Consider the following 26,584-nt stretch of genomic DNA (forward strand, 5'->3'; position numbering starts at 1 on the left):
CCTCTGTTGATACGAACAATATGTATCGCAGAAGATTCATTGTCCGCAGCGGTACACTCACGATAGTTAGGCCATCATGTACGACAATGGTTCCTGTAAAGAGTGTAAAGCTTAGTCAGGACAAAACCACGAGGGGCATGAATGCTTGGACAACTAATGTACCACCGGGGGATTAATATCAGCCAGAAATTATTAATTAAGATGCGTAAATATTTTTTGATGGGGGTGAAGGATGACGCGAATGTGCTGCTTGCCATGGCATTACCCACATCACACAGTCTGAAATATCAGGTACTGACACTGCATTTCCACTCTTCCTCTTATTTTATTCATTTTTCTGTTTTTCATACTGAAATATAAGGTTTTTTTATTGGTATTTTTTAAATTTCCGATCGCCGGTGACGATCGATCTATGTATTTTTGATTGTTATTTCCTATTGAAGTTATGATATTGATCGTTTTTGTCGATCTAATTGATATTTTGTATAATAATAGAACTCCTCTGAGTAGGGGTTTGTTTCTGCTTCGCAGCTTAACTGACTTTTATTCTGGTTACGGCTTTTACATCTGCGTCATAGCCCAGGTATTACCTGGGGTGGATGAGCTCCCGTCAGCGTAGCTCGTATCCTGCTATAGCAGAGTTTAAGTATTCATGATTAACCGTGAGCTTAAAGTTGGTCTCTTATGCAACTGAGTAAAGTGTTTCTTGCTGTTGTTTCTGCGTTATGCGCAACAAACGCGGTGGCGACAAATATCAACAATAATCAGGAAAGCACAATTGATTATTTATGGAGTGATACCTCCTCCACGAATGTAGGATATGAAACTAACGGTATCCTGAATATTATTCGCGGTGGTGAAGTACAAACTGATCTATTAAAGATTGGCAGAGCCGGTTCCAATGGAATCGTAAATGTTGTCGATGGTGGAAAATTGACAATCAGGGCTTCCAGTTATTCTTATCCTTTGGATATTGGCGGTACAACAGATGTTTCCAGTACTCAAAGCAAGGGGGGGACTGGTACGCTCAATGTTTCTGGTGAGGGGAGTATCGTTACTGTATCTGTGGGAACCAGTGCCATGCAGGTTGGCGCTGGCGCCGGAAGCGGTGTACTGAATATCACTGATGGCGGTAAATTTTATCATGAAGATCCGAGCATATCATTCGGTGGAATATGGATTGGTGGACGAAGAGCAACATCTGCGGAGACTTTTGGCATCGTTAATGTTGACGGTAAAGGAAGTGAGCTCAGGACTGCCAGTCGAATTATTGTTGGAACATATGGCTCTGGAAGCCTCATCACATCGAATGGCGGGGTTACTCGCGCCGAAGCTACTATTCAGGTAGGAAACCAGGCGGAAACGAAGGTCTACGATAACCTGCTTAAAGTTGATGGAACGGATTCAATAGTCTCTGCGGGGGGCATATTAACCGTTGGACTTGCTGGAAGAGGAACCGCGGTTGCTTCCGATAACGGAACGTTGAGCGCTCCGGAAATCCGTATTGCGAACAGTGCAGGTTCTTTAGGGGAATTAGCAACCGGTGCCAGAGCGGGCGAGAATGCTGTCGCTGCGGGAATGATCGACGCTCAAAAAATTATTTTTGGTTCCGGAAATGGCGTACTGACTCTGAATCATACCAGCAGTGATTTTTCCCTTGGGGCAGATATCAGCGGTAATGGGGCAATAAATGCGTTAAGCGGAGTTTCTGCGCTGTCTGGTGATAACTCAGCTTATCAGGGGGACTTTAATATTGGTGCTCCTGCCACGCTGGTTATTTCAGAACAAAAAAATATCGGCTCCAGTGATATTGCGGTTACTGGCGGCACACTGGCGATTAATACCGATCATGACTGGCAGTTTATTAACCTGCTGACGGGGCAGGGTACGCTTGCAGTGAATACCGGGGGGAATATTTTTGATTTTAACTCCTCTTCATTGACCGATAATTTCAGCGGCATTCTGGCGCTTAAAGAGACCTTATTTCACCTTGCAGATACGAATACAGCTGCGCTGAAAACTATGTGGCTAAAGGTGGGCCAGGGAGCGACAGTTAAAGTGGGGCCAGGACAGCAGGTTATTGATGGACTTGCCTTTGACGGCGGTACGCTGGTTTTTGGCGATATTATTCCGGGCCAGACGACGACAGAAAATACCGTACATACCACAGGAATACTGGATATTTCAGGTCAGGGAACCGTACAGGTTACAACGGGAGCGGCCTTCAGTAACGACAGACCAACGCCGGATACTCATATCCCTCTTCTGGAACAGGATAACAACAATATTCTTGTTCAACTTGTGTCCAGTGACGGAGGCGTTGTCGGTAACGGTGGTAATTTAACGCTAACTGACCAGAGCAGTAATGCTATCAGTGATGCTGTTGAAGCCGATATCGCCCAGAATGGCGTGGTGGTGGCGAAAGGAACGTATGACTATCGTCTGACCGGCGGTGACAGCGATGACGGACTTTATGTCAGCTATGGCCTGACCCAGGTCGATTTGCTGGGTAAAGACGTCGATGCGCTTATCCTTGATGCGAACGGGAAAAGTGGCAACGCGGCTGACCTGAGCGCCAGAGTGACCGGCAGCGGCGATCTGGCGTTTGACAGCCAGAAAGGCCAGACGGTGACGCTGTCGAATATGGACAATGATTACAGCGGCGTCACCGATGTGCGCAGCGGTAATCTGGCGATGCTGAACGATAACGTGCTGGGAAATACCCGCGAGCTGAAACTGGCTGGCGATACCGGGTTTGATATGCGCGGTCATTCACAAACCATCGGCAAGCTCACGGCTGAAAGCGGCTCTCTGACCGATCTGAACGGCGGTCATCTGACGCTGACAAACGGCGGTGAAGCATCTGGCGTACTGACGGGCGACGGGGAGCTCACCGTTGCAGGCGGAACCCTGAATGTCTCCGGGGCGAATACGGGGCTGAAGGCGACGACCACGATTGCTCAGGGCGCGACGGCGGTGCTGGATAATACGCTGGGGCTGGGAACCGGAGATATTGTTGCCGCCGGGCTGCTTAATCTGAGCAACGCCACGGGCGTGCTGTACAACAGCATCAGCGATGCCGGGAAAGTCGCACTGGATGCCAGTGATGTGGTGCTTGCTGGCAACAATAGCCATTTTGCCGGGACCTTCGACATCGACAACGACTCCACGCTGACGGCCTCTTCCGCGCAGCAGTTAGGCACCTCCGCGATTCAGAATGCCGGTAAGTTTGTGCTGAACACTCACGAAAACTGGTCGCTGGAGAACGGTGTTACAGGCAGCGGGAGCGTGGTGAAGAATGGCAGCGGCAACGTCACGCTTAGCGACAGCGCCCAGTGGACCGGCGCGACGGATATCAATGCCGGTGGTCTGACTCTGGGCAGCGCGGATAACGCGTTCACGCTGGCCAGTCATCAGGTCAATATCGGGAAAGACGGGCGCTTATCCGGGTTTGGCGGCGTAGCCGGAAATATGGCTAACCAGGGCACGTTATTGATTGGCGATGACCTCAGCGCGGCTCGCAGAGCGGCTTCTTCACCTGTCAGCTTTACCGTAGGCGGCAATCTGACGAACAGCGGCGATATCTGGACCGGAAGCAAAGGTAAAGATGCCGGTAATCAGCTTGTGGTAAACGGGAACTATCAGGGAGATGGCGGTCATCTTCATCTGAATACCGCGTTGAATGATGATAATTCCGTCACGGATAAACTGATTGTTAAAGGAAACACCTCTGGCACAACCGGCGTCAGCGTGACGAATGCTGGCGGTTCTGGCGCGCAGACGATCGATGGCATTGAAGTGATTCATGTTGATGGTCAGTCCGACGGTGAGTTTACGCAGGACGGCAGGATTGTGGCCGGGGCGTATGATTATTCACTGGCTCGTGGTCAGGGCGACAACAACGGTAACTGGTATTTAACCAGTCATAAGACAGATCCAAATCCGGGGCCGGGCCCGAAACCTGAACCTGATATCCGTCCTGAACCGGGCTCCTGGACAGCTAACCTGGCGGCAGCCAATACGCTGTTTGTCACGCGGCTTCACGATCGTCTTGGCGAAACGCAGTACATTGACGCGCTGACGGGCGAGAAGAAAGTCACCAGCATGTGGATGCGTCAGGCGGGCGGGCATAATGCCTGGCGGGACAGCTCCGGTCAGCTTAAAACCCAGAGTAACCGCTATGTGATGCAGGTAGGGGGTGATGTTGCCCGCTGGAGCGGCGACGGACTGGATCGCTGGCACCTTGGCGTCATGGCCGGATATGGACACAACAGCAGCAACACGCGCTCCTCATCGACAGGGTATCGCTCTGACGGTTCCGTGAACGGCTACAGCGCCGGGGTGTATGCAACGTGGTATGCCAATGATGAAACGCATCAGGGCGCTTATCTGGATTCATGGGCACAGTACAGCTGGTTTAATAACAGCGTCAAAGGCCAGGATATTCAGAGCGAATCGTACAAATCCAAAGGGATCACCGGGTCGCTGGAGCTGGGGTACACCCACAAGCTGGGTGAATTTGCAGGAAGTAAGGGCTCTAAAAATGAATGGTTTATCCAGCCGCAGGCGCAGGCCATTTGGATGGGCGTCGAAGCTGACGATCATCGTGAATCGAATGGCACACGTATCAGCGGTGAAGGGGACGGCAACGTTCAGACCCGACTGGGCGTCCGTACTTTCCTGAAAGGCCACAGCGCGATTGATGAAGGCAAAGCACGCGAGTTCCAGCCGTTCGTGGAAGTGAACTGGCTCCACAATACGCGCGATTTCGGCACAAAAATGGATGGTGTCAGCATCCGGCAGGAAGGCGCGCGTAATCTGGGTGAAATAAAAACGGGCGTTGAGGGACAAATTAATCCACAACTCAATGTCTGGGGGAATGTCGGCGTCCAGCTGGGCGATAAAGGATACAATGACACCTCAGCAATGATAGGGATTAAATATAACTTTAAATAGCAGAAAGGGGGCGTCGTGCCCCCTTTTTCTGTCGTGAGTTCTCATCTTTATAACATTAAAAAACAATTTTCTTCAGGAAGAATAGAGTGAGGGATGAATGATTGTAATCTCAGAAAATAGTTTTTTCCATCTTGGGGTTAGCGCATTAGTAGAAAGAATGGCATTGAATACCACCCGTAATTTGATTGTGTTTGATACGGGGCGCGATTGTCTCTATATGCTTGATACTGAAGAGGCAAAGATGCCTTTTTTCCATGAACCGATTTTGATTTTTTCACATTGTCGGCGTATTTATCTCACCGAGAAAAACAGAAAATTCAAAATCGAAACGCTGCTATCAAAAACGAAATCTCATCCCGCTGTCAGACGGAAGCGAGAAGTATTAACCGTAAGTGAGTTACGGGTCATAAAAAAAGTTTGTCAGGGGATCAGTCAACGACGAATTGCAGAACAGTTCAAGGTCAGCGAAAAGACGATCAGTAATCAAAAAATGAACGCCTTGCGAAAGCTGAGCATCAATAAAACAACAAAGTTTTTCGTTGAGTATCTGGCCTGGCTGAGATTGTGGCATGAGTATGTTGAGTATAAAAACAATCAAATGCGAAAACCGGTTAAACTCTCTGTCATCACGCCTGAAACCTTTACAAAAAGGCGGAGTGAGGTTTTAATAGAGGTTTAATCTACGTAAGCCAGGATGACAATGAGTCTTGCTTATATTTAAAGGGACTTTTACAGAACTCAATGAAACAACATGCTGGGGGATTGGTGGGAAACAAGCTAGTTTTTGTGATCGTATTCTTAACCATCACTATAACCGGCATGGTGACTTTTTGGCTGGGTGCGTCCAGCCGGGTAGATAATGACAAAAGAGCATTAATCCAGCGCGTAGATTCGCTGCTGTTTGAAGCAAAACAGATATCAGATTCGTTGACCGCGCATTTAACAGAACGCTGCTCAGATGAAACGGTGCGTATGCTGACGAAACAGATACACCGTTATCCGCATATTGGGGGCATTTTCCTGTTGCAGGATTCGCGGGTATATTGCTCATCCGGGATGGCAAAACCTGAACTCAGCAATTTAACCGCAGGGGAGAACGGTAATCGGCTATTTTTAGTTGATGAAACGCCGGCATTTCGCGGGGAGCCTGTATTAGCCTACGTTACTGTGAGAGGAAATAACGCAATAGTGGTGACGATCAGTACCTACTGGTTTAAGTCGCTGCTTGCAGACAGTCGTTTACTTGTTAACGTGAATGGAAATATTCTCTCCGATGATAAGTTAATCAGTACAAACAGTATTGATTTTCAAAACTCCGCCTGGCAACAATCTAATATGTTTGATTATCAGGTAATGGAATACCCGGAACATACGGGCATTGCTTCTGTTCTTAACTTTATTTTTATTCTCTTTTTATCCGCAGCGATTGCCGTCCCTGCCGCTTTCCTGTTTAACTATACGCTACAACGAATCGCGATGTCCCGGTATATACAACTTCGCCGGGGGCTGCGCAAACAGCAGTTCGTTCCTTATTACGAACCCGTCATGAATTGTGCTTCCGGGGCGTTATATGGCGCAGAAGTGGTCATGCGATGGAAGAAGGGGAATGATACATCCGTTATTAATGAAGAGATTATCTCTCTGGCAAATAAAACCGGGATGATATCTCCATTAGTTAACTTCATTTTACGACAGGTGGAAAAAGATATACTCTCTTTACGCCTCAGACTGCCGAGAACATTCTACATTAATTTCCGACTTAGTGAATCGATGATCGCTATGCCAGAACTTATTGATTCGTTTGTTGAGTTTCAAAAACGCTTGCCCAGCGATGTAAAACTGACGCTGGAATTTCCTGAGGTTGTTTATCGTGATACAACGCTTGAGTTTGATTCAGTTCTCAGGAGGTTACGTGTCGAAGGCATTAAAATTAAAATGAGCTCCTTATTTTTAGAACGTTTAAATGCTGACCGTAATTTATATCTTCCGGTTGATGCTGTCAGAATTGAAAAGTCAGTTACCGGATTAATTTCGGACTCCAAAGAACCTGTCGCGAGTGTTGATGATATTATTCGTTCGGCGGTAAATAAAAATTATACGATTATCGCGGATGGTATTGAAAATGATCAGCAGTACCACTATTTATCACTGCGCGGTGTTGTTTTACAACAGGGGAATTACTGGTCAATGCCATTGTCCAGTTTTCATTTAATGCAGTATATTATTCAGAGCGATAAAGTATTACTGTGTTAATTTCTGATAATAATGCGAAATTTATCGATATATCATGCGCATATTACATGGAGTAATATGCGCATGTATATATCAGGACTTAAGTTGTAGCGCGATCTCAACCACATATTTACCCTGGTGGCGAGCGATATCCAGTTCACGACTGTCACGAATGACCCACCACGGATTACCGCCATTGCTGAATGTTTTTTATTCGTCAGCCGTCTTTTTCTGCACGTCCAGCCAGGCCACGAGCAGAAAGCCGCCAACAAGACCCAGATGCTCAAAAAATGCGTTGGCGGTGCTGAATCTCTCCATGCCTGCCGGAAGTTCCCAAAAGCGCAGCGCCAGGAACGTCGCGACAAGGGTGAACCCCGCCAGTGCCAGCGAAGCAAGCCAGCGCAGGCAACCCGTCAGGATCATGATTGACGCGCCCAGTTCCAGCGCAATAACCAGCGCGGCAAACAACGGCGCAGGAGACAGGCCGAAATGGTTCATCTCGCCGATAGCGCCCTGAAAATCCAGCAGCTTATTGATCCCGCCCTGCAAGTAGGCCGCGCATAGCCCGAGATATGCCAGCCAACGGCATACCGCCGCCCCGATAAGGGGGCGAACGGCATGCGTCAGACGTTGTGAAGATGTCATGTCAGGTTCCACGGTCAGACAGCCCAGCAGGAGCAGCCAAGCGCGCCAAAGAACCCTTTCAGATCCGATACCGGCAGGCTGGATGTCCATGCGCCAGCATGATCGTGCCCGTGCAGGCCACAGCCGTGAGAGCAACCGCAGGAGGCCATCGCCATTTGTCGTACGGCAAGCGAGTTTTTCCCCGCACCTTCTGGCTCTCCCCATGCGGCGTAGCCTTTGAAGGTGCGCGTTGGCGACCAGTCCGGCATCGCGGGTGGGACAGGATTGTCATCCAGGGATTCGAAAGGACCCGCCCCCCAGACGATTTTTCCGCCCACCATCGTTAATTCTGAAGACAGGAAGGAGATCTCATCCTCGGCGCAGGCAAAAAAGTCTTTGTCCGGCACAATGAGGTCAGCGAACTGACCGGCCTGAATACGGCCTTTTTTACCTTCTTCATTGGAGAACCAGGTGACGTTCTCCGTCCACATTCGGAGCGCTGTTTCCCGATCCAGGCAGTTACGACGCGGATAAAGCTGCATGCCTCCCACGGTTTTCCCGGTGATCATCCAGGCGAGAGAAACCCACGGGTTATAGGATGCTACGCGGGTGGCATCCGTACCGGCGGATACTTTCACCCCTTTTTCCAGCATACGGGCAATGGGCGGCGTGGCTTCCGCAGCGCCGGCACCGTAACGCTCAACGAAATATTCACCCTGATATGCCATACGGTGCTGAACCGCAATACCACCGCCTAACGCCGCGATACGATCGATTGAACGCTCAGAAATTGTTTCGGCGTGGTCGAAGAACCAGTTAATCCCTTCAAGCGGGATATCCTGATTGACCTTCTCAAAAACATCGAGGGCGCGAGAAATGGTCTCGTCATAGGTGGCATGCAGACGCCAGGGCCAGCGGTTTTCCGCCAGAATGCGAACCACTTCTTCCAGCTCGCCTTCCATTTCCGGCGGCATATCCGGTCGCGGCTGGCGGAAGTCTTCGAAATCCGCCGCTGAAAATACCAGCATTTCACCGGCGCCGTTATGGCGGAAGTAGTCGTTACCCTGTTTGTAGGTGACGGAGCGGGTCCAGTTGAGAAAATCCTCTTTCTCTTCCTGGGGTTTTTGCGTGAAGAGGTTATAGGCCAGGCGCACGGTCATCAGATTTTCATCTGCAAGTTTCTGAATAACGGCGTAGTCATCGGGGTAATTCTGGAATCCGCCACCGGCGTCGATGACACCGGTTACGCCCAGACGATTCAGCTCACGCATGAAATGGCGGGTGGAGTTAACCTGGTAGTCAAACGGCAGTTTGGGGCCTTTGGCCAGCGTGGCATAAAGGATGCCCGCGTTGGGGCGTGCCAGTAATAATCCGGTAGGATTGCCTTTCGCATCGCGGGTTATCTCGCCTCCGGGTGGTTCCGGCGTCTCTTTTGTATACCCGACGGCACGCAAAGCCGCGGCGTTCAGGAGCGCGCGGTCATAGAGATGCAGCAGAAACACCGGGGTGTCCGGCGCAATGGCGTTGATCTCTTCGATGGTTGGCAGACGCTTTTCCACAAACTGATGTTCAGTAAAACCGCCAACCACGCGAACCCACTGCGGTGCCGGGGTGATGGCCACCTGCCGACGCAACATATCCATCGCGTCAGCCAGCGAACGTACGCCATCCCAGCGAAGCTCCATATTGTAATTAAGCCCGCCGCGTACTACGTGCGTGTGGTTATCAATCAGCCCGGGTAATACCCGTTTGCCTTTCAGGTCGACGACTTTGGTTGCCGGACCCGCGAAGGCCATAATTTCAGCGTCGCCGCCAACCGCGAGAAACTTCCCGTCTTTGACTGCGACGGCGCTGGCGGTTGGGTTGCTTTTATCGAGAGTGGTAAACAGACCATGATGCAGAATAACGTCTGCGACAACATGTTGTGTCATGAGCGTTTCTCCTCTGAGGAATGACTGTCTTCAGCTGCCTGGCGGCCGGGGAGCTGCCCGAAGATATGGCTGATGGCATGTGTTTTGGTACAGGCCGAAGAAAAGGCTGTGCCGGACAGAAGTTGTTTGCCTACCGGAATAACTTGTTCGCCGACCAGCATTCCCAGCAAGCCAAGGAGGGCTATCAGCGGTGGGGCGGGGGAGCGGACATTCAGCAAACTGTAAATAATGCCGACAAGAAGTCCGGCACCCAGAGAAAGGATATACATTTTCATGCGGACCTCATCAGGACAGGCGCAATGCGTGGTGCATTACGCCTGCCGTAAATCAGTTGGAGGTGTTATTTAGCCGGGTTTGGGCCGATACGTTCGCCGTGTTGTACGCGCTCAGGCGCTTTATGAACCATAGTATAGGCATAATCGACGCCCATGCCGTAGGCGCCGGAGTGTTCACGCACGATATCCATAATGCCGTTGTAGGTCTCTTTACGGGCCCAGTCGCGCTGCCACTCAAGAATGACCTGCTGCCAGGTTACCGGTACGATGCCTGCCTGAACCATACGATCGATAGCGTATTTGTGCGCATCAACGGAGGTGCCGCCGGAAGCATCAACCACCATATAGATTTGATAATCCGCGTCTTTGACTGCACACAGGGCAAACGTGGTGTTACAGACTTCCGTCCACAGACCGGAAACAATCACTTTCTTACGACCATTCGCCGCCAGCGCATCACGCACGTTCTGATCGTCCCATGAGTTCATTGAAGTACGTTCCAGGATGTTGTTTTCCGGGAAAACGGCCAGGAGTTCGGGATAGGTGTTACCGGAAAAACTTTCGGTTTCTACGGTCGTGATGGTGGTGGGGATATTAAACAGTTTTGCCGCTTTGGCCAGGCCAACAACGTTGTTTTTCAGTACCTGACGGTCAATAGATTGTACCCCGAAGGCCATCTGGGGTTGCTGGTCGATAAAAATCAGTTGACTGTTCTGCGGGGTGAGGACATCAAGGTAATGAGACATATCACTTTCTCCTGAACTAATATAGTGTAAGCACAACATGATTAGAAATGCGCATTCCCGAAGAGAATAATGCCGTGTTATTCCTTCCTGACGTTCAACATTTTCCCGTCGCACTTATTTCATGTTACGGTATACGTGCTGTCAGCAATGTTCGTTCCTTATCCGCGTACTCTTCCTTTTTATTTGTTATCCATCCGTCATCTGATTAATGACAGGGGAATATCTTTACCATCATTTTGATCTGTCGGTCAGAATGTGACGACAGACTCAGTTTAGAAGTTTTATGGCTAACATCAATGTTCAAAAACATTACTCACTGTCTTTTAAAATGTGACAATCATATTTTTCTCATGTCTTGTTTAAGAATTTTATACAACATGTTTAAGAAAACTTTTGGAAACTTATTATTTATTAAATATTGTTCCTTGTCATGACTCATGGGGTTTACGATTTCACCACCGGTAAACTATTATAGGGACTGTATTCATAACAGGACAATCATACGTCCCGTATCTGGTGACAGTAATGCATTTAGAAGATATTCGAATTTTTGTAACCATCGTAAATATGGGAAGTTTTACAGCAGCAGCCGAACACCTGAGTCTATCCAAACAATTTGTCAGCAGAAGAATGGCCGCGCTGGAGAAAAAAGTTTCAGCTCGATTACTGGTGCGAAATACCCGAAAGTTGTCCGTTACGGATACCGGCCAGGCTTTTTTTCATCATGCCCGGCGCATTCTGGAAGAGGTTCATGAAGCCGAGCAGGTTATCTCCGCCCGGCAGCAAAAACTGGCCGGGTCATTCAGGATTAGCCTGCCGATGACATACGGCATCAGGCGACTTGCCCCCCTGATTGTTGAATTTCAGGCGGCGCATCCAGAACTTACCGTTCATATTGATATGAATGACAGATATGTTGATGTGGTGGGCGAAGGCTACGATATGGTTTTGCGCATCGGGAACCTGATGGACTCTACCTTAATTGCTCGCTGTCTGGGTAAATTACCGATGGTGATTTGCGCCAGCCCGGATTATCTCCGTTTGCACGGTACGCCTCTGGCGCCTTCTGAACTGGCGCAGCATAGCTGCCTTTTGTATGGTCGGGAGGGGCAATTCGGCTGGAAATTGACGGAGGAAAATTCACCGAATACGTATGCCGTCAGAGGCAATCTGAGCAGTAATAACGGGGACGTGATCCGCGAGGCCGCAGAAGCGGGGGCCGGTATTGCGCTTTTGCCGCTTTTTATCGTTGAAGACTCGCTGCAACAAGGCGCTTTAGTGCAGATATTGTCTGATTACTCGCCGCCTCCGCTGACGATCAGCGCGCTGTATCCAAAACATCGCCAGCGCAGCGCAGTGACCCGGATCTTATTGCCATTTCTGGCCGAAAGAATTGCCGGCATCGTCGACCCGATTAAAAAAACATGAGTGATGTAGGGGCTGATGTTGTCAACTAAATCAGGATAGTGAATATGTTATTTGAGTATTGATGGGCTCAGGCAGTGACATAAAATGGCCGTGTCAAGCCGACGCTGATAACTATCATATGATCATCAAAGCGATGTAATCCCTGGTATTCCAGAAGGGATAAGATGTTCGTTGCTCTTTAAAATTATGCTTGCCTGATGTTCAGTTGAAATTAAACGCGTTCTCTTTTTTCTGTCATATCGCGTCTGACTTGTCCTGGCGTTTTCCCAAAGTATTGATGGAATCGTCTTGAAAAGGCTTGCTGACTGGAAAAGCCTACGATAAAGGACACATCCATTATCGGTGTCCTGGTTGTCGATAAAAGTTCAAAGGCCTTATTTAATTTTAACACTGTCACATACTGACCAAGGGTTACGCCGGTATGCGACTTGAATATTCTCTGGAGGTGCCAGGGAGAATATCCTGATCTCGCGGCTATGTCAGTAATTCGTAATGGTTTGTCTGTATTGTTGTGGAGCCATTCAAGTAGAACGTCGAGCACACTTTTGTACATGATAATACATCTGCCATTTTCGGTTATTGATTATGTATCAACGTATCATAATCATAATGCTTATATCGAACTTTATTGTGCAGTTTTTTTGATGATAACCAGCAATAAAATTATGCAGCATCGGCAACCTTGTTGTGTATGTTGGTAGTGTCTTATGAGCGCTTTTATTTTGAGGATTGAATATGAAAAGAATTGGCATCAATGGTTTCGGTCGTATTGGTAGACTGGTATTACGCCGGATTCTGGAAACCGAACTGAATGTGGAAATTGTCGCTATAAACGATCTCACCTCGCCGGATGTTTTGGCTTATTTGCTGAAATATGATTCAAACTATGGTCCCTTTAACGGCACGGTTTCCCATGCTGACGGTTCAATTATCGTCAATGGTAAAGTCATCAAAGTATTTGCTGAGAAAAATGCGGGTGATATCCCCTGGGGTAGCCTGGGTATTGATGTTGTTGTGGAATGTACCGGTTTTTATACCTCAGCAGAAAAAGCGAATGCCCATATTGAAGCCGGAGCGAAAAAAGTGCTTATCTCCGCGCCTGCTGGCGATATGAAGACCATCGTTTATCATGTGAATGATGAAACGCTCACTTCTGCTGATAACATTATTTCCGTTGCGTCCTGTACGACAAACTGTCTGGCGCCGGTGGCAAAAGCCCTGAATGACGCCTTTGGTATTAACGTCGGCACGATGACGACGGTACATGCTTATACCGGCACCCAGGCTCTGGTGGATGGTCCCCGAGGTAAAGACTTCAGGGCTTCTCGTGCTGCGGCGGAAAATATTATCCCGCATACGACAGGGGCGGCCAAAGCGATTGGTCTTGTTATTCCTGAACTTAACGGGAAACTGAAAGGTCATGCCCAGCGTATTCCGGTAAAAACGGGTTCAGTGACGGAGTTAGTGACCGTCCTGAATAAGACCGTCACCGTTGAAGAGGTCAATAACGCGCTGAGAAATGCAACAGTTGATAATGAGTCATTTGGCTATACGGATGAGCCAATTGTATCGTCTGATATTATTGGCATCCATTTTGGTTCCGTTTTTGATGCGACCCAAACGGAAGTAACAGAATTTGACGGCGTGCAACTGGTCAAGACGGTCGCCTGGTATGATAATGAATACGGGTTTGTGACCCAGTTGGTCAGAGTATTGAAGAAGTATATTTCCCTCTGATTTTTGTTGAAAAGAAGCCCCTGCACAAAAATGCGGGGGTTTTTAAATGGTGATATAAATTTAGGTTATGTCGGATTTTTATTGTTGATGTGCGCTGTCGTTCAGGTAATGAAAACGGCAAACATGGCTTCGTACTGCGTAAGAAAAGGAACCGGGCAGGAAAGGAATAGCAGGCATGATAAGCGTGACATATTTTATACCGCTGAGTGGAAGTAATCCGTTTGCTTCAGTAGACTTTTCCTACAGGGTTTGAATAGCGAAACGCGGCAGGTGACGTCATCACCATGTATCGGCCTGCCTGAGGCTGTGGTTTGCAGGGACAATTGTTCAGGATAATGTGACTTTCCGTCAGTCAGGCATTATCTGTTGAGGAGTTATCTGAAAATGAAAGCTGCGGCTGACAATATTCTGTTTCCTGCTCTTGAGCAGACGTTCATGGCGGTTGTCCTCGTCGACGAGTGTAACCGGGTTCTGTTCTTTAACGAAGCCGCAGAGAAATTGTGGGGCTATTCCAGGGATGAAGTGCTTGGCCGGGATATGAATATATTAATTCCCGGGCCTCTGAAGCATGTTCATGGGGATTATGTCCACCATCACCGCGACGGGGGAAATTCCCGGGTTGTCGGGATGAATCGTGAACTTCAACTGGAACGAAAAGACGGCACGCAGGTCTGGACCAGCTTTTCGCTCTCCAAAATAGACGTGGATGGCCGCATCCACTACATGGCCGCCGCCAGAGACGTCAGCAAAGAGGTAGCCAGGCGCGAGCAAAACCGTCTGTTGTTGCTTGCTGTCAATAACACGGACAGAGCCGTGGTTGTTCTGGATGAACAACGCCGTATTGTCCAGACCAACCGTGCGTTCACCAGCATGTTTGGATATGGCGCAGATGAAGCCATGAACCAGGTGTTCCCTGATTTCCTGCTGTCTTCAGGAAACAGCGATGACGCGCTAAAGCGTGTGGAAGAACATCTGCGGGGAAGTCGCTGGTTTCAGGAAGAACTCCTCACCGCGACCAGAAACGGCAGGGAAGTCTGGAGCCGGGTTTCGGTAAACCCTGTCCTCAATGAGCGTGACCACCGCCAGACCCGTAACCTTGTCGTAACCTTCGTTGATATTACAGAAGAACGTAATATTCGTAATCTGGAGCGGGATGTACTGGCCGCGCTGACCAGCCGGATGACTTTCCAGGAAACGGGTGATTACATCTGCCAGCGAATTGGAAATATTGCGCCAGGCGTACTGGTCTCGGTATGCCGGATCGTCGATAACCGGATGCGCCCGTGGGCAGCTCCCGGTTTTCCAAAAGAATATGGTGAATACTGGGATGGCGTGGCCGTCGGTGAAGGCGTGGCAAGCTGCGGTACTTGTGCTGCGCGTGGCGAGCCCGTCATGGTCCAGGATATCAGCACCGATCCTCTATGGGCTCCCTATAAACATCAGATGTTGCCTCATGGTTTTCGGGCATGCTGGGCATACCCTGTAAAACGTCGAGATGGTTCCGTGGCAGGGACGTTTGCTTTTTATTTCAGGACACAGAATGAGCCGGATACGTTTCTGGTTCGCATTGCCGATGCCAGCGTTCATCTTTGCGCTCTGGCGATTGAGCGGGAGGAAGGTCGCCAGCAAATCGATCGACTGGTTCGGTTCGATGCCCTTACGGGGCTGCCCAATCGTCAGTATCTCTATCACCATCTGGATAAACTGCTGTCGGGTAACGAGCCGGAACTCGCCGTGTTTTTCCTCGATATTAACCGTTTTCGTAAGGTGAATGAGTCACTGGGGTATTCCGCTGGCGACCAGGTTATTATCACGCTGGCTAACCGCTTGCAGGAACGGTTCGGGCCGCATCACTTTATCAGCCGGGTGGGTGGCGCGCAGTTTGTCGTGGTGGCGAGCGCCTGTCGTGTTGATGAGGCCTCACACCTGGCTGAGCTTATGCAGCATATCGTTGGCGCTGAAATGAGCGCCGCCGGGCAGACCTTCGAGCTTAAAGCCTGTATTGGGATCAGCCATTCCATTGGCGGCGACAGGGAAACGCTGCTGGCCCACGCCGAGAGCGCGATGGAGCGGGTACGTGAAAGCGGTGGAAGCTATCAGTTTTTTAACCCGGAACTGAATCAGGCCGTCATGCAACGTCTGAAACTGGGCATGGCGCTGCGAAATGCGATTACGGAGGGGCATTTGCGGCTGGAATATCAGCCTCAGATCAGGGCTGCGGACGGGCAGGTATACGGTTTTGAAGCGCTGACCCGATGGCACGATCCGCACGCTGGCGACATCTCTCCAGGGACGTTTATTCCTCTGGCTGAAGAGACGGGAGAGATAGAGCATATCGGCCTCTGGGCGCTGCGTGAAGTCTGCCGACAGCTTTTTGAATGGCGGGAAAAGGGCACGAATGTGTCGGCAGTATCTGTAAACCTGTCTGCCCATAACTTCCGTAAGCCTGATTTACCCCGTTATATCGCCGACCTGCTGAATGAATATCAGCTGCCCGGCAATATCCTGACCATTGAAATTACGGAAAGCGCCATGATGGAACTGACGGACGAGATGCTTGCGCGGGTCAGGGAGATTCGTGCGATGGGCGCGGGGGTCTCAATGGATGATTTCGGCACCGGCTTTTCCAGTCTGGCCAGCCTGGCGTATCTGCCGGTGACGGAGGTCAAAATTGATAAAAGCTTCATTGATCGGTTCGCCCGCGATCGTCGCGTCAATGCGCTGGTCGAAGCGGTTGTCAGTATTGGGCATAACCTCGACCTGATGGTTGTGGCGGAAGGTGTGGAAAATACCCATCAGCATCAGCAACTGAGAAAAATGGGCTGTTCCGTACTTCAGGGATTTCTTTTTTCCCGACCATTGTCGGCGAATACGTTACCGGTATGGCTAGAGGCTTACCGTTCACCCTTGCAGGATGCACAATCATGAAGAAAAAACTGTTACAGATGCTGAATTTGCGTCTGCTTATTATTGCTTTTGCGTTTCTGATGACCCTCCTTACTCTTTTCAATAGTTTCTATTCAGCCTGGCGTGTCCAGAAGCAGGTACTCATTGAGAATGAACTCAGTGAAAACCAGGCATATGCGGAGAGGATTGCTTCCACTATTGATTTGTATCTGGCGGTTTTCATGGAGCGTCTGGAATACAGTGCGAGCGTCATCGGTCAGCATTTCGATGATGAGAGCATCATCGCTGGAGAAATGATGAGGATGCAGCGGCGAGATTTTGGTTTTGATTCCGTTACGCTGGTGGATGAAAAAGGCAAAATTATTGGCGTGCTGCCTGAATCCCTGAACCTGAAGGGGAAAATGCTGACCACGCCAGGCGGCGTCGAGGCTCTCAAAGAAATGCAGCCGACGGTCAGCAGCGCCTACAATTCTCTGTCCGGTAATCTGGTGGTGTATATTTCACATCCCGTCAGGAATGCGCAGGGGAAATACCTCGGTTTTATTGGCGGCGCGATTTATCTGCAAAGAAGCAACGTTCTTTCTGCGCTCATTTCTAATCATTTCCGCAATGATGACAGCTATATTTATGTCGTTGATAAAAATGACCAGCTCTTATATCACCCCGATCCGGCCCGCAGAGGGGAAAAAGAGGAAGGCAATGCAGCAGTGAAAGCCGTGGAGCAAGGGCTGAGCGGTGCGATGGAGGTGACGAACTCCCGTGGCGTGGAAATGCTGGCGGGGTATGCCAGTATAAATACCTCGGGCTGGGGCGTTGTGGCGCAAAAACCAAAAGATAAAACCCTTACTGCGCTTGATGGGCTCATGTGGCAAATGATACGCGGCGTTGTACCGCTGGGTATTGTGGGGTTGTTTATTCTCTGGTGGCTGGGGAATGAAATCGTCAGACCATTGCGTCAACTGGCGGATCACGCCATTTCGATGGACAGCGATGAGTCCGCAGAAAAAGTACGAAACGTTCGATCATGGTATATCGAAGCCTCCCGACTCAGGCGCGCGTTGCTTCAGGGAATGGAATTAATCCGGGAGAAAATGAAATGGCTGAACGATCAGGCCAGCACTGACCCGCTTACCGGCCTGGTCAACCGACGGGCGGCAGAGAAACAGCTGGCTGAATACGAACATCAGCAGCGACAGTTTGCGGTGATTTCTCTGGATATCGATCGCTTCAAAGCCGTCAACGACACGTTTGGTCATGACATTGGTGATGTTACGTTAAAAGCGCTGGCGCAGCTGCTGAAGCGAAGCTGTCGTAAAAATGATACCGCCTGCCGTATGGGAGGAGAGGAGTTTATGATGTTTTTCCCGGAGACGTCGGTAGAGGCTGCGGCGGATATTGCGGAGCGGCTGAGAAAAGAGGTCGCCGCCGCAAAGATAGAGACGGTAGGGCATATCACCATTTCTCTTGGCGTGACGGTGTGGCCGTCGGGCGTTGACTCTGTCTCTCAGGCGCTGAAACGGGCTGATGAATTGATGTACCAGGCGAAACAGGCGGGCAGAAACCAGGTGGTCGCAGGATAAAAAAGCAGGCGAATACCTTATTCGTATTCGCCTGTTATTGAATTATTTGCCCGTGTATTCAAAGACGATAATAGAACCTGGGTTACTCAGATTATGCGTTGGATGGTTGGATTCATCCATCACATTACCAAAGTTATCCGTCGCCACGTAGATTTTACGGGTGTCCGGGCTCACCAGCACCATGCGGTAACGGTTTGCCGTGTGGAAATATTTCGCGACGTCACCCTGGACATCTTTCTTATCGGCATTCAGCAGAACACGGTACAGCGCGCCATTTTTCATGGAGCTGATAATCACCGAGTTTCGCCAGCCTTTAATTACGCCGTTTTCCGGGTAGTATGCCACGCTGGATGGCGCAATTGTCGGCCAGCAGATATATGAAGAATCCGGGCCGCAGCTGGCGTCGTTATAGGTAAAGCCTTCTTTGACCGTAAAGAACGTTTTAATCGGCGCTTTAAAGTCTGCGGCTTTCCACTCTGTTTCTTTCTGGACAGGAACGCCTGCCGGAATATGGTTAGGGTCCCAGGTCAGAGACGGGCAATTCGCCGCTTCAGAGTAGTTGGCATAAACGTAAGCCTGATCGTCCTGGAAACCGGCAACGTGTGGCCAGCCATAGTTGCCGCCGGGTTCGAGGATATTCAGCTCGTCATCGGAGGATGGCCCTTGTTCGGATGCGTAAAGGGTATCGCCAATAAATACCAGTCCCTGAGGGTTACGGTGTCCGTAAGTAAACAGGTGGCTTTTGATCCCTTTAATAACGGGGTTATCATCTGGAATGGAGCCATCGGTATTCAGACGCAGCACTTTACCGGCATAGGCGGCATAGTCTTTATTCTTCAGTTCATCCTCAGTGGGAATACGCTGAGCTTCGATAGGTTTACAGAAATTCGCGCCCTGGTTATGCCCTTGTTCACCGATGGTATAATACAACTTCCCGTCCGGGCCAAAGCGCAGGCGTCCACCGTTATGGTCATTGCCCGCCGGGAATCCAGCCAGGATCTCTTTTTCATTACCCAGCTTCTGGGTTTTTTCGTCATATTCCAGGCGAACGATTTTGGCGTGTTCCTTGTCGCCGTTCATATAGGTATAGGCCGTATAAACATAATTATCGCCACCCGGTTTCATGAAGCTCGGTGACAACGCCAGGCCCAGAACGCCTTCATGCTGCGGCCCGGTATGAACCCCGCTCAGCGTAATGGCGACTTTTTTCTCACCGGTTTTCGGGTTGATACGATCGATAGAAGCGGCTTTACGTTCGGTTACCCATAAATAATCATCCGGCCCCCACACCATATCCCACGGGGCATCAAGCCCGCTAATGAGGACATGCGCGGAAAAAGGTTCTGAGGCTTGTATCTCGGTTTGTTTTGAATTTGCGGCCTGTGATGAGGTTGCGGCATAACTAACGCCAGATATGGCAAGGGCTAACGTAACAGCCTGACTGATGCGCTTTATTTTATTATTCATCATTGTGTTCCTGTATATGATAAATAATTTCGACGGATGTCGAAATTTTCAAAGATGTAACAACTATTGTCCTTGAGAGGTAATTTGTCAAGTTGCGCCAGAAGCCGATAATTTATTAAAAATGAATCTGTTGCGATAAGGTGGAATAAGTCGATTTGTGTGTGTTGGCATTGGAGTGTTGTTTAACGTGTTGTTTGTGCTGAATGTTTTTCTCTGGCAGTTGTTAGAGGTTCATTTGTTGGCTTCTCACAATATCGCGATATGAATTTATTGTCTCATTTTTTGAAATTCACTGTCCGACATGTGTTGTTAATGTTGATTTTCACCCACTGGCTTATGTGGTTGTGTTCTATAATGAGAGTGATGTCCATGAATAGTCTCTATTTTTCAGTGATAACACTTTATTTAAGGATTATCAGGCACATTTCTACCGGAGATGGTATTGTCTGAACGCGGATTTTAATTCTTGTTATTTATTTTTATAAAAGGTAATGTCATGAGATAAGGGACTGTATCTAAATATTCCCCATAAATCTTCTTTTCCTGTTTTGTATTTTGATTACGATATTGTTGATACCTGTGACAAGTAAATGATTACCGGTCATCTTAAGCTGGAGGGCATATTTATATGGCAGAACAACATTCATCAGCATGGTCACCTTTACGTAACCGTGTTTTTTTCATGTTATGGATAGCCACACTCTTTTCCAATATCGGGACCTGGATGAATGATGTTGGCGCCGGTTGGTTGATGACCAATTTAAGCCCGGACCCTGTCATGATTGCCGCTATTCAGGCAATGACCACGCTGCCCGTATTCTTGCTGGCGTTACCGGCGGGGGCCATTGCGGATATTTTCGACAAGAGAAAGTTACTTATTCTTGTTAATATTATGATGCTGTGTGCCGCGTCTCTGCTCGCAATTATCGTCTATTTTAATGTTGTCAGTATCGGATGGTTATTATTCATCACGTTTATTCTCGGATCCGGCGCCGCGTTTTTAGGCCCGGCATGGCAGGCCATTGTACCTGCTATTGTTGAACCTCATGAATTAAAATCCGGGATTGCGTTAAACAGTATGGGTATTAACATCAGCCGGGCGATCGGGCCCGCGCTGGCCGGTATTTTGATTTCACAGGTCGGTCTTTATCTTCCTTTTCTTCTGAATGCGTTGAGTTTTATTGCGATTATTGCTGCGGTATGGTGGTGGAAAGGAGAAGAAAAAACGAACGGGAGTCTTCCGGCTGAATCTGTTGTTGCCGCAATGGTTTCAGGTTTGCGTTATGCCCGTTACAGCCCTGAATTAATGAGAACAATAATAAAGGCTGCCAGCTTCTTTGTTTTTGCCAGCGCGTATTGGGCAATGCTCCCGTTGGTGGTGAGACTCTCACTTCAGGGAGATGCAACATTATATGGCGTGTTAACAACCAGTATCGGGATCGGCGCTGTCTGTGGCGCATTCAGTTTGCCCGCGCTGCGTAAGCGACTCAGTGCCGGCGCTCTTATTACCTCAGGAACATTCGGTACTGCTGCCGTATTGCTGATATTCGCCGGAGCAGCATCTCAATATGCCGCCATTTTCGCCAGTATTGTGGCTGGTTTCAGCTGGATTATTACCTTGTCAACGCTCATGATATCAGCCCAGACAGCGCTCCCGGACTGGGTTCGTGCAAGAGGGCTGGCCTTGTACCTGACCGTATTTTCCGGGTCAATGGCATTCGGTTCTCTGGTCTGGGGACAAATTGCCTCGCATACGTCAGTAACCACAGCATTACTTTCTGCCGCAATCGGTATTGTCGTTGTCTGGTTATGCGTATTAAAGGTAAAAATTGACCATGACAATATTAACTTGCAGCATTCAGACCACTTTAGCCTTGCTGAGGACGGTCTTAATGATATTACCGGCCATACCGGCCCGATGCTGGTGTCTGTTTATTATCATGTCGATGCTGAAAAGAATGGCCAATTTATCAGTTTGATGAAAAAGTTAAAAAATATCCGGTTAAGGGATGGCGGTTACGCCTGGGGACTGTTTGTGGTTCCTGAGAAATCCAATGAATTTATTGAAACATTCATGGTGTCGTCATTGGCTGAACATCTGCGCCAGCACGACAGAGCGACTGTCGATGACAGACAAATACAGCAGCAGCTGGATGACGTCATTCTGAATAAAAAAGCAACACACTATTTTTCTGCGAGTGTAGCGGAATCCTTTGTCATACAAGAGGAATAAAAATAAGCGTTCAGCTTATACCGTCTGGTGAATAATAGAACGTTGTGGGGCGGCAGGACTGAATCACGCATCATCCTGTCTGCCGCGTGGCAATGTAGAAATGCAAAATCACAAGACGATGGCTGATTGTGGTGGTTTTACTGAACCCGGCAGACGTCAGGAGAGGTATGTATGGTGTCCCCTGCAGGAATCGAACCTGCAACTAGCCCTTAGGAGGGGCTCGTTATATCCATTTAACTAAGGAGACGAGGCGGCACGAGTATAGCGTTTTTTACCCTGCACAGTAAGTATATCGCCGCCTGACTGCTCAAACAGTCGCCATTCAGGACTGTTTTTTCTGCTTTTCCGCCTTCTTTCCGGCATGCAGCCTGGCCTCTTCTTTGCTTCTGGCGCTCATATCATTACGGATCTGCGCATGGCTCATAAGCGCGAAGATGAATGTACCGCCGCAGATATTCCCCGCCAGCGTGGGCAAAGCAAAGGGCCAGAAAAAGTCGCTCCAGTGCAGCGTGCCGTTAAACACCAGATAGAGGATTTCAACCGAACCCACGACGATATGAGTCGTGTCAGCGAGGGCGATAAGCCAGGTCATCAGAATGATCACCACGATTTTTGCGGCGCCGGCAGCAGGAAACATCCATACCATTGTGGCAATGATCCAGCCGGAAATAATGGCATTGGCAAACATCTCGCCAGGGCTGTTTTTCATCACATCCATGCCGATTTTGACAAACGCATCGCGCGTTTCTTCGTCAAATATAGGCATATATTCAAAAGCCCATGCGGCGATGCCAGTACCGACCACGTTGCCCAGCAACACCACGCTCCAGAGCCGCATCAGCAGACCTGCGTTGCCCATCGTCGGGTTTTGCATCACCGGCAGAACGGCGGTGACGGTATTTTCAGTAAACAACTGCTGGCGCGCCATGATGACGATGATAAAACCAAAGGTATAACCCAGATTCTCAAGTAAAAAACTGCCGGGGACGCCGTCCAGCTGTACGTGAAAAATACCTTTCGCCAGTAGCGAGGCGCCCATTGAGAGCCCTGCGGCAATGGCTGACCACAGCAGCGCCATAGCGTCACGCTCCAGCTCTTTTTCGCCGTCCTGGCGGATATGTTCGTGAATCGCCATCGCGCGTGAGGGGAGGCGATCCTCGTCGACCTCTATCTTTTTCCCGCGTTGTTTTTCTTCGCTTTCGACTTCGAGTTCGTCACTGTGTTGATCAATTTTCTCTTCGCTGAATTTATCCATTGTGAGACCTCGTGATGAACACATCTGTCTAAAGCGTAGTGGCTTTTATCCGACTGAAGGCAGGGCAAACTCTGAAATCGCAAAAAAGGCGACGCGCGTTTTTACCCGCCCGGTTAGAATGAAACCCGCCATGAGCCAGAGTTACAGGCTATGATCAAATCAACAAGAATCAGTATATAGACATCATTTGACGTGCTGTTACAATCGCTCACACCTAAACAGGCGGATACGGTCTCGTTCCGTCATGGATGGCAATCAGCGATAGCCATAATCAACAGGGAGACATTTATGAAGCTTCGCCTGTCGGCGCTTGCGCTGGGGAGCACACTGCTGGTGGGATGTGCAAGCTCCGGTACAGAACAGCAGGGGCGTTCAGATCCGCTCGAAGGATTTAACCGCACCATGTACAACTTCAACTTTAACGTGTTGGACCCGTATGTCGTTCGACCGGTCGCTGTCGCCTGGCGTGATTATGTTCCGCAGCCTGCCAGAAATGGTTTGAGTAATTTTACCAGCAACCTCGAAGAGCCTGCGATTATGGTGAACTATTTCCTACAGGGCGATCCCTATCAGGGCATGGTGCACTTCACCCGCTTCTTCCTGAATAGTATTTTGGGGATGGGGGGCTTTATTGATGTTGCGGGGATGGCGAATCCAAAACTACAGCGTGTTGAACCGCACCGTTTCGGCAGTACGTTAGGCCATTACGGCGTGGGGTATGGCCCCTACGTGCAACTTCCGTTCTATGGCAGCTTCACGCTGCGTGAAGATGGCGGTGATATGGCCGATACCCTTTATCCGGTACTTTCCTGGCTCACCTGGCCGATGTCTATTGGTAAATGGACCATTGAAGGAATTGAAACCCGCGCGCAACTGCTGGATTCCGATGGTCTGCTGCGTCAGTCTTCCGACCCGTATATTCTGGTGCGTGAAGCATACTTCCAGCGTCATGACTTCATCGCTAACGGCGGGAAGCTTAAACCGCAGGAAAACCCGAATGCCCAGGCGATTCAGGACGATCTCAAAGAGATTGATTCTGAATAACCACACGAGGCCAATAAAAAAGGTGAGTCAAAAGACTCACCTTTTTTTACGTCTGATGAAAATCAGAACGCGTAGTTAAAGTTCGTACCGAACAGCCAGGCTTTACCGTCAGACTTGAAGGAGTAAGCAGCCGGGCCTTCCCCTTCGGTGAATTTCACGTTCTGGCCGTGCATATAGGATGCGCCAACGTCAATAGAAGCATCTTCATTGAAGGCGTAAGTTGCACCCGCGCTCAGCCACAGACGGTCCTGATCGGGAATAGAAATGGAGCGTTTGTTTGCCGGAACCGGGCTATCGTCATACGCGATACCGGTACGGAAAGTCCAGTTCTTATCGTAGTAGTAGGTCGTACCCAACGCGATACGGTACGCATCCTTAAAGCTTTCATCTTTATAGAAGAGCGTCTGGCCGTCGTCGCCTTTGGCTTTTAACTCCTGGAACTGGCTCCAGCTGGTATAAGTCAGGCTATAGTGGATAGCCCATTGCGGCGCGACGCGGTTATAACCGGAGATTTCCCACATTTCAGGCAGGTTCAGGGTTAAGGAACCATTCTGTGTTGCGCCGCCAGTGCCGTATGGCAGGCTTGAAAGCCCCATGCTGGCGAAAATATTGTTCAGATTTGGGTTAATGGAGCTTTTGTAATCGCCTTCGAAGTCGATTTTTACTTCAGAGCGGTAGGTCAGGCCCCAACGGTTATCTTTGTCGAGTTCATACAGGATGCCTGCGTTCCAGCCGAATCCCCACTCATCACCCTTCAGGTGGGCGATCTGGGAGTCAGGGGAGTTAATGCCATCCGTCCACTGAGAGGGTACGCCTTGTCCAACCAGCTGTTGTGAAAGCACCGGACCGAGGGAACCCGCGTAGCGCTCAATTTTAGCCTTCGCGTAAACCGCATCAAAACCAACCCCGAAGCTCCAGCTATTATTCAGGCGATAGGCACCGCTGAGGTTCAGGTTCACCGTTTGCAGGTCTGTTTTACCGCCATAGATACCGGCTGAATAGTCTTTATTGAATTCGGTGGCGAGGCCATAGTTGGAGGTAATGGATGCCCCCCAACCGAACTGATCGTTGATCGGCGCAACGAAGTGCAGGTTAGGAACCCACGCTGTTGGCGCAATATTATTCGCGTTGGCATTTTGCCCGGTTAAGTTAGAGCGGCCGGTCACATTGACATCTGGATCGATATACACTGCACCCGCAGAGAAGGTGGGGCGATCGAACATCATAATTAACGCCGGGTTGCGGCTAACGTTACCGGCATCATCTGCGATAGCGCCTTCACCCGAATAAGCCCGGCCAAGGCCAGAGGAAGAAAATTCGTTTAACTGAAAGCCTGCAGACCAGGCCTGTGTGGAGACGATTGCCACTGCGACTGCGAGAGCAGACTTTGTAAACAGGGTTTTCTGGCTCATGACCATAACCTCATCGATTTATTTTTATACAAACTATGTTACATGCCGTAACAGGAGCGCGAAGTGTAGGGTCTGAGGTACGACAGAGAAATCAGACCAGTGGCGTGAGTATAGGTCTGACCAGCTGGAATGTTGCAAGTATGTTTATAATATTTTTCAATTGTGATCGTAGAAACGCGATCCAGCTGGCAAATTTGAGGCCTGGCGCACTCACTCGATTGGGCGATTTTTGTTTTAGATCATTTTTAAGTGTGATTTCGGTCACTTATCCCATTTTGCGTCATTAACGACTGGAGAGCCTTTTTCCACGAGCGTAAAATATCCTCAATATTTATCTGGCACCTTGAGTGCAAATACAGAGGAAATCTACAATGAGTAAATGCAGTGCTGATGAAACCCCGGTTTGCTGCTGTATGGATGTTGGCACCATTATGGACAACTCCGATTGCACCGCGTCCTACAGCCGTGTGTTTGAAAACCGCGCGCAGGCCGAAGAAACGCTGGCGGCTCTGACAGAAAAAGCGCGTGGCGTGGAGTCTGAACCTTGCCAGATTACATCCACCTTTACCGAAGAAGCTGAAGGCGTGCGTCTGGACATCGACTTTGTCTTCGCCTGCGAAGCTGAAACGCTGATCTTCCAGCTGGGTCTGCGTTAATCCCCTTCTTTGAATGCCCCTGTCAAATTCTGGCAGGGGCATTTTCGTAACCCTCTGTTACTATCCTCTGTGTCTTAGCTCTCACTTTCTGGCGTCTCCGC

At 49.4% G+C, this 26,584-nt stretch carries 19 protein-coding genes, 1 tRNA gene and 1 pseudogene; 12 read left to right on the forward strand and 9 right to left on the reverse strand.

What is annotated here, in order from left to right:
• Positions 1–141 precede the first annotated feature (141 nt).
• From FD428_RS06655 to FD428_RS06670, 5 genes and pseudogenes are all read left to right on the forward strand, one after another.
• Positions 142–360: a hypothetical protein gene (locus FD428_RS06655; protein ID WP_123907460.1), complete on the forward strand. Its 219-nt coding sequence runs from the start codon at positions 142–144 to the stop codon at positions 358–360.
• Positions 361–1,080: 720 nt separating this feature from the next.
• Positions 1,081–1,308, forward strand: a pseudogene (locus tag FD428_RS21945) (hypothetical protein); the annotation flags it as partial.
• A gap of 174 nt (positions 1,309–1,482) precedes the next feature.
• A complete protein-coding gene (locus FD428_RS06660; protein WP_223849125.1) occupies positions 1,483–4,956 on the forward strand; it encodes an autotransporter outer membrane beta-barrel domain-containing protein in 3,474 nt (1,157 codons plus the stop codon).
• 97 nt (positions 4,957–5,053) lie between these two features.
• A complete protein-coding gene (locus FD428_RS06665; RefSeq protein WP_047462248.1) occupies positions 5,054–5,635 on the forward strand; it encodes a LuxR C-terminal-related transcriptional regulator in 582 nt (193 codons plus the stop codon).
• A gap of 62 nt (positions 5,636–5,697) precedes the next feature.
• Positions 5,698–7,209: an EAL domain-containing protein gene (locus tag FD428_RS06670; RefSeq protein ID WP_114848265.1), complete on the forward strand. Its 1,512-nt coding sequence runs from the start codon at positions 5,698–5,700 to the stop codon at positions 7,207–7,209.
• A 189-nt stretch (positions 7,210–7,398) separates the two neighbouring features.
• Here the strand turns inward: FD428_RS06670 and FD428_RS06680 are convergent, their stop codons facing one another.
• From FD428_RS06680 to FD428_RS06695, 4 genes are all read right to left on the reverse strand, one after another.
• Positions 7,399–7,833 (reverse strand): DoxX family protein, encoded by a 435-nt coding sequence (locus tag FD428_RS06680; RefSeq protein WP_114848264.1) that lies wholly within the window; start codon positions 7,831–7,833, stop codon positions 7,399–7,401.
• Positions 7,834–7,847: 14 nt separating this feature from the next.
• Positions 7,848–9,743 (reverse strand): amidohydrolase, encoded by a 1,896-nt coding sequence (locus FD428_RS06685; protein WP_012131414.1) that lies wholly within the window; start codon positions 9,741–9,743, stop codon positions 7,848–7,850.
• On the reverse strand, positions 9,740–10,018 hold the full coding sequence (locus tag FD428_RS06690; RefSeq protein ID WP_012131415.1) for a XapX domain-containing protein: 279 nt from the start codon (positions 10,016–10,018) through the stop codon (positions 9,740–9,742). Before FD428_RS06690 ends, FD428_RS06685 begins: the two co-directional genes overlap by 4 nt.
• 65 nt (positions 10,019–10,083) lie before the next feature.
• On the reverse strand, positions 10,084–10,764 hold the full coding sequence (locus tag FD428_RS06695; protein ID WP_012131416.1) for a hydrolase: 681 nt from the start codon (positions 10,762–10,764) through the stop codon (positions 10,084–10,086).
• A gap of 525 nt (positions 10,765–11,289) precedes the next feature.
• Between FD428_RS06695 and FD428_RS06700 the strand changes: the two genes are divergently transcribed.
• Positions 11,290–12,192, forward strand: a complete 903-nt coding sequence (locus tag FD428_RS06700) for a LysR family transcriptional regulator (protein ID WP_012131418.1) — start codon at positions 11,290–11,292, stop codon at positions 12,190–12,192.
• A 211-nt stretch (positions 12,193–12,403) separates the two neighbouring features.
• Here the strand turns inward: FD428_RS06700 and FD428_RS06705 are convergent, their stop codons facing one another.
• Positions 12,404–12,745: a helix-turn-helix transcriptional regulator gene (locus FD428_RS06705; RefSeq protein WP_223849105.1), complete on the reverse strand. Its 342-nt coding sequence runs from the start codon at positions 12,743–12,745 to the stop codon at positions 12,404–12,406.
• Between the two features lie 182 nt (positions 12,746–12,927).
• Between FD428_RS06705 and gap the strand changes: the two genes are divergently transcribed.
• From gap to FD428_RS06720, 3 genes are all read left to right on the forward strand, one after another.
• Positions 12,928–13,929 (forward strand): type I glyceraldehyde-3-phosphate dehydrogenase, encoded by a 1,002-nt coding sequence (gap, locus tag FD428_RS06710; RefSeq protein ID WP_012131419.1) that lies wholly within the window; start codon positions 12,928–12,930, stop codon positions 13,927–13,929.
• Positions 13,930–14,313: 384 nt separating this feature from the next.
• Positions 14,314–16,857: an oxygen-sensing cyclic-di-GMP phosphodiesterase DosP gene (gene dosP / locus FD428_RS06715; RefSeq protein WP_114848262.1), complete on the forward strand. Its 2,544-nt coding sequence runs from the start codon at positions 14,314–14,316 to the stop codon at positions 16,855–16,857.
• Entirely contained in the window at positions 16,854–18,416 is a 1,563-nt protein-coding gene (locus tag FD428_RS06720; protein WP_114848261.1) for a sensor domain-containing diguanylate cyclase, read from the forward strand. The genes dosP and FD428_RS06720 overlap by 4 nt, the downstream gene beginning before the upstream one ends.
• Positions 18,417–18,458: 42 nt before the next feature.
• Here the strand turns inward: FD428_RS06720 and FD428_RS06725 are convergent, their stop codons facing one another.
• Complete coding sequence (locus FD428_RS06725) at positions 18,459–19,886, reverse strand: glucose/sorbosone family PQQ-dependent dehydrogenase (RefSeq protein ID WP_110493986.1); 1,428 nt, start codon at positions 19,884–19,886, stop codon at positions 18,459–18,461.
• Between the two features lie 625 nt (positions 19,887–20,511).
• Here FD428_RS06725 and FD428_RS06730 point away from each other — a divergent pair.
• Positions 20,512–22,116 (forward strand): MFS transporter, encoded by a 1,605-nt coding sequence (locus FD428_RS06730; protein ID WP_052194464.1) that lies wholly within the window; start codon positions 20,512–20,514, stop codon positions 22,114–22,116.
• 172 nt (positions 22,117–22,288) lie between these two features.
• Here FD428_RS06730 and FD428_RS06735 read toward each other — a convergent pair.
• Positions 22,289–22,363: transfer RNA gene (locus FD428_RS06735), tRNA-Arg, on the reverse strand.
• 75 nt (positions 22,364–22,438) lie between these two features.
• Entirely contained in the window at positions 22,439–23,371 is a 933-nt protein-coding gene (locus FD428_RS06740) for a formate/nitrite transporter family protein (protein ID WP_114848260.1), read from the reverse strand.
• 288 nt (positions 23,372–23,659) lie between these two features.
• Between FD428_RS06740 and mlaA the strand changes: the two genes are divergently transcribed.
• A complete protein-coding gene (gene mlaA, locus FD428_RS06745; RefSeq protein WP_024130145.1) occupies positions 23,660–24,415 on the forward strand; it encodes a phospholipid-binding lipoprotein MlaA in 756 nt (251 codons plus the stop codon).
• Between the two features lie 62 nt (positions 24,416–24,477).
• On the opposite strand, the gene fadL is transcribed toward mlaA, so the two are convergent.
• Positions 24,478–25,827: a long-chain fatty acid transporter FadL gene (gene fadL, locus FD428_RS06750; protein WP_024130146.1), complete on the reverse strand. Its 1,350-nt coding sequence runs from the start codon at positions 25,825–25,827 to the stop codon at positions 24,478–24,480.
• A gap of 371 nt (positions 25,828–26,198) precedes the next feature.
• On the opposite strand from fadL, the gene FD428_RS06755 reads away from it, so the two are divergent.
• Positions 26,199–26,483, forward strand: coding sequence for a YfcZ/YiiS family protein (locus tag FD428_RS06755; protein WP_024130148.1), 285 nt, complete (start codon positions 26,199–26,201; stop codon positions 26,481–26,483).
• Positions 26,484–26,584 lie beyond the last annotated feature (101 nt).

Source organism: Citrobacter sp. TBCP-5362 (genome assembly GCF_005406305.1).
GTDB classification, from domain to species: domain Bacteria; phylum Pseudomonadota; class Gammaproteobacteria; order Enterobacterales; family Enterobacteriaceae; genus Citrobacter_B; species Citrobacter_B koseri.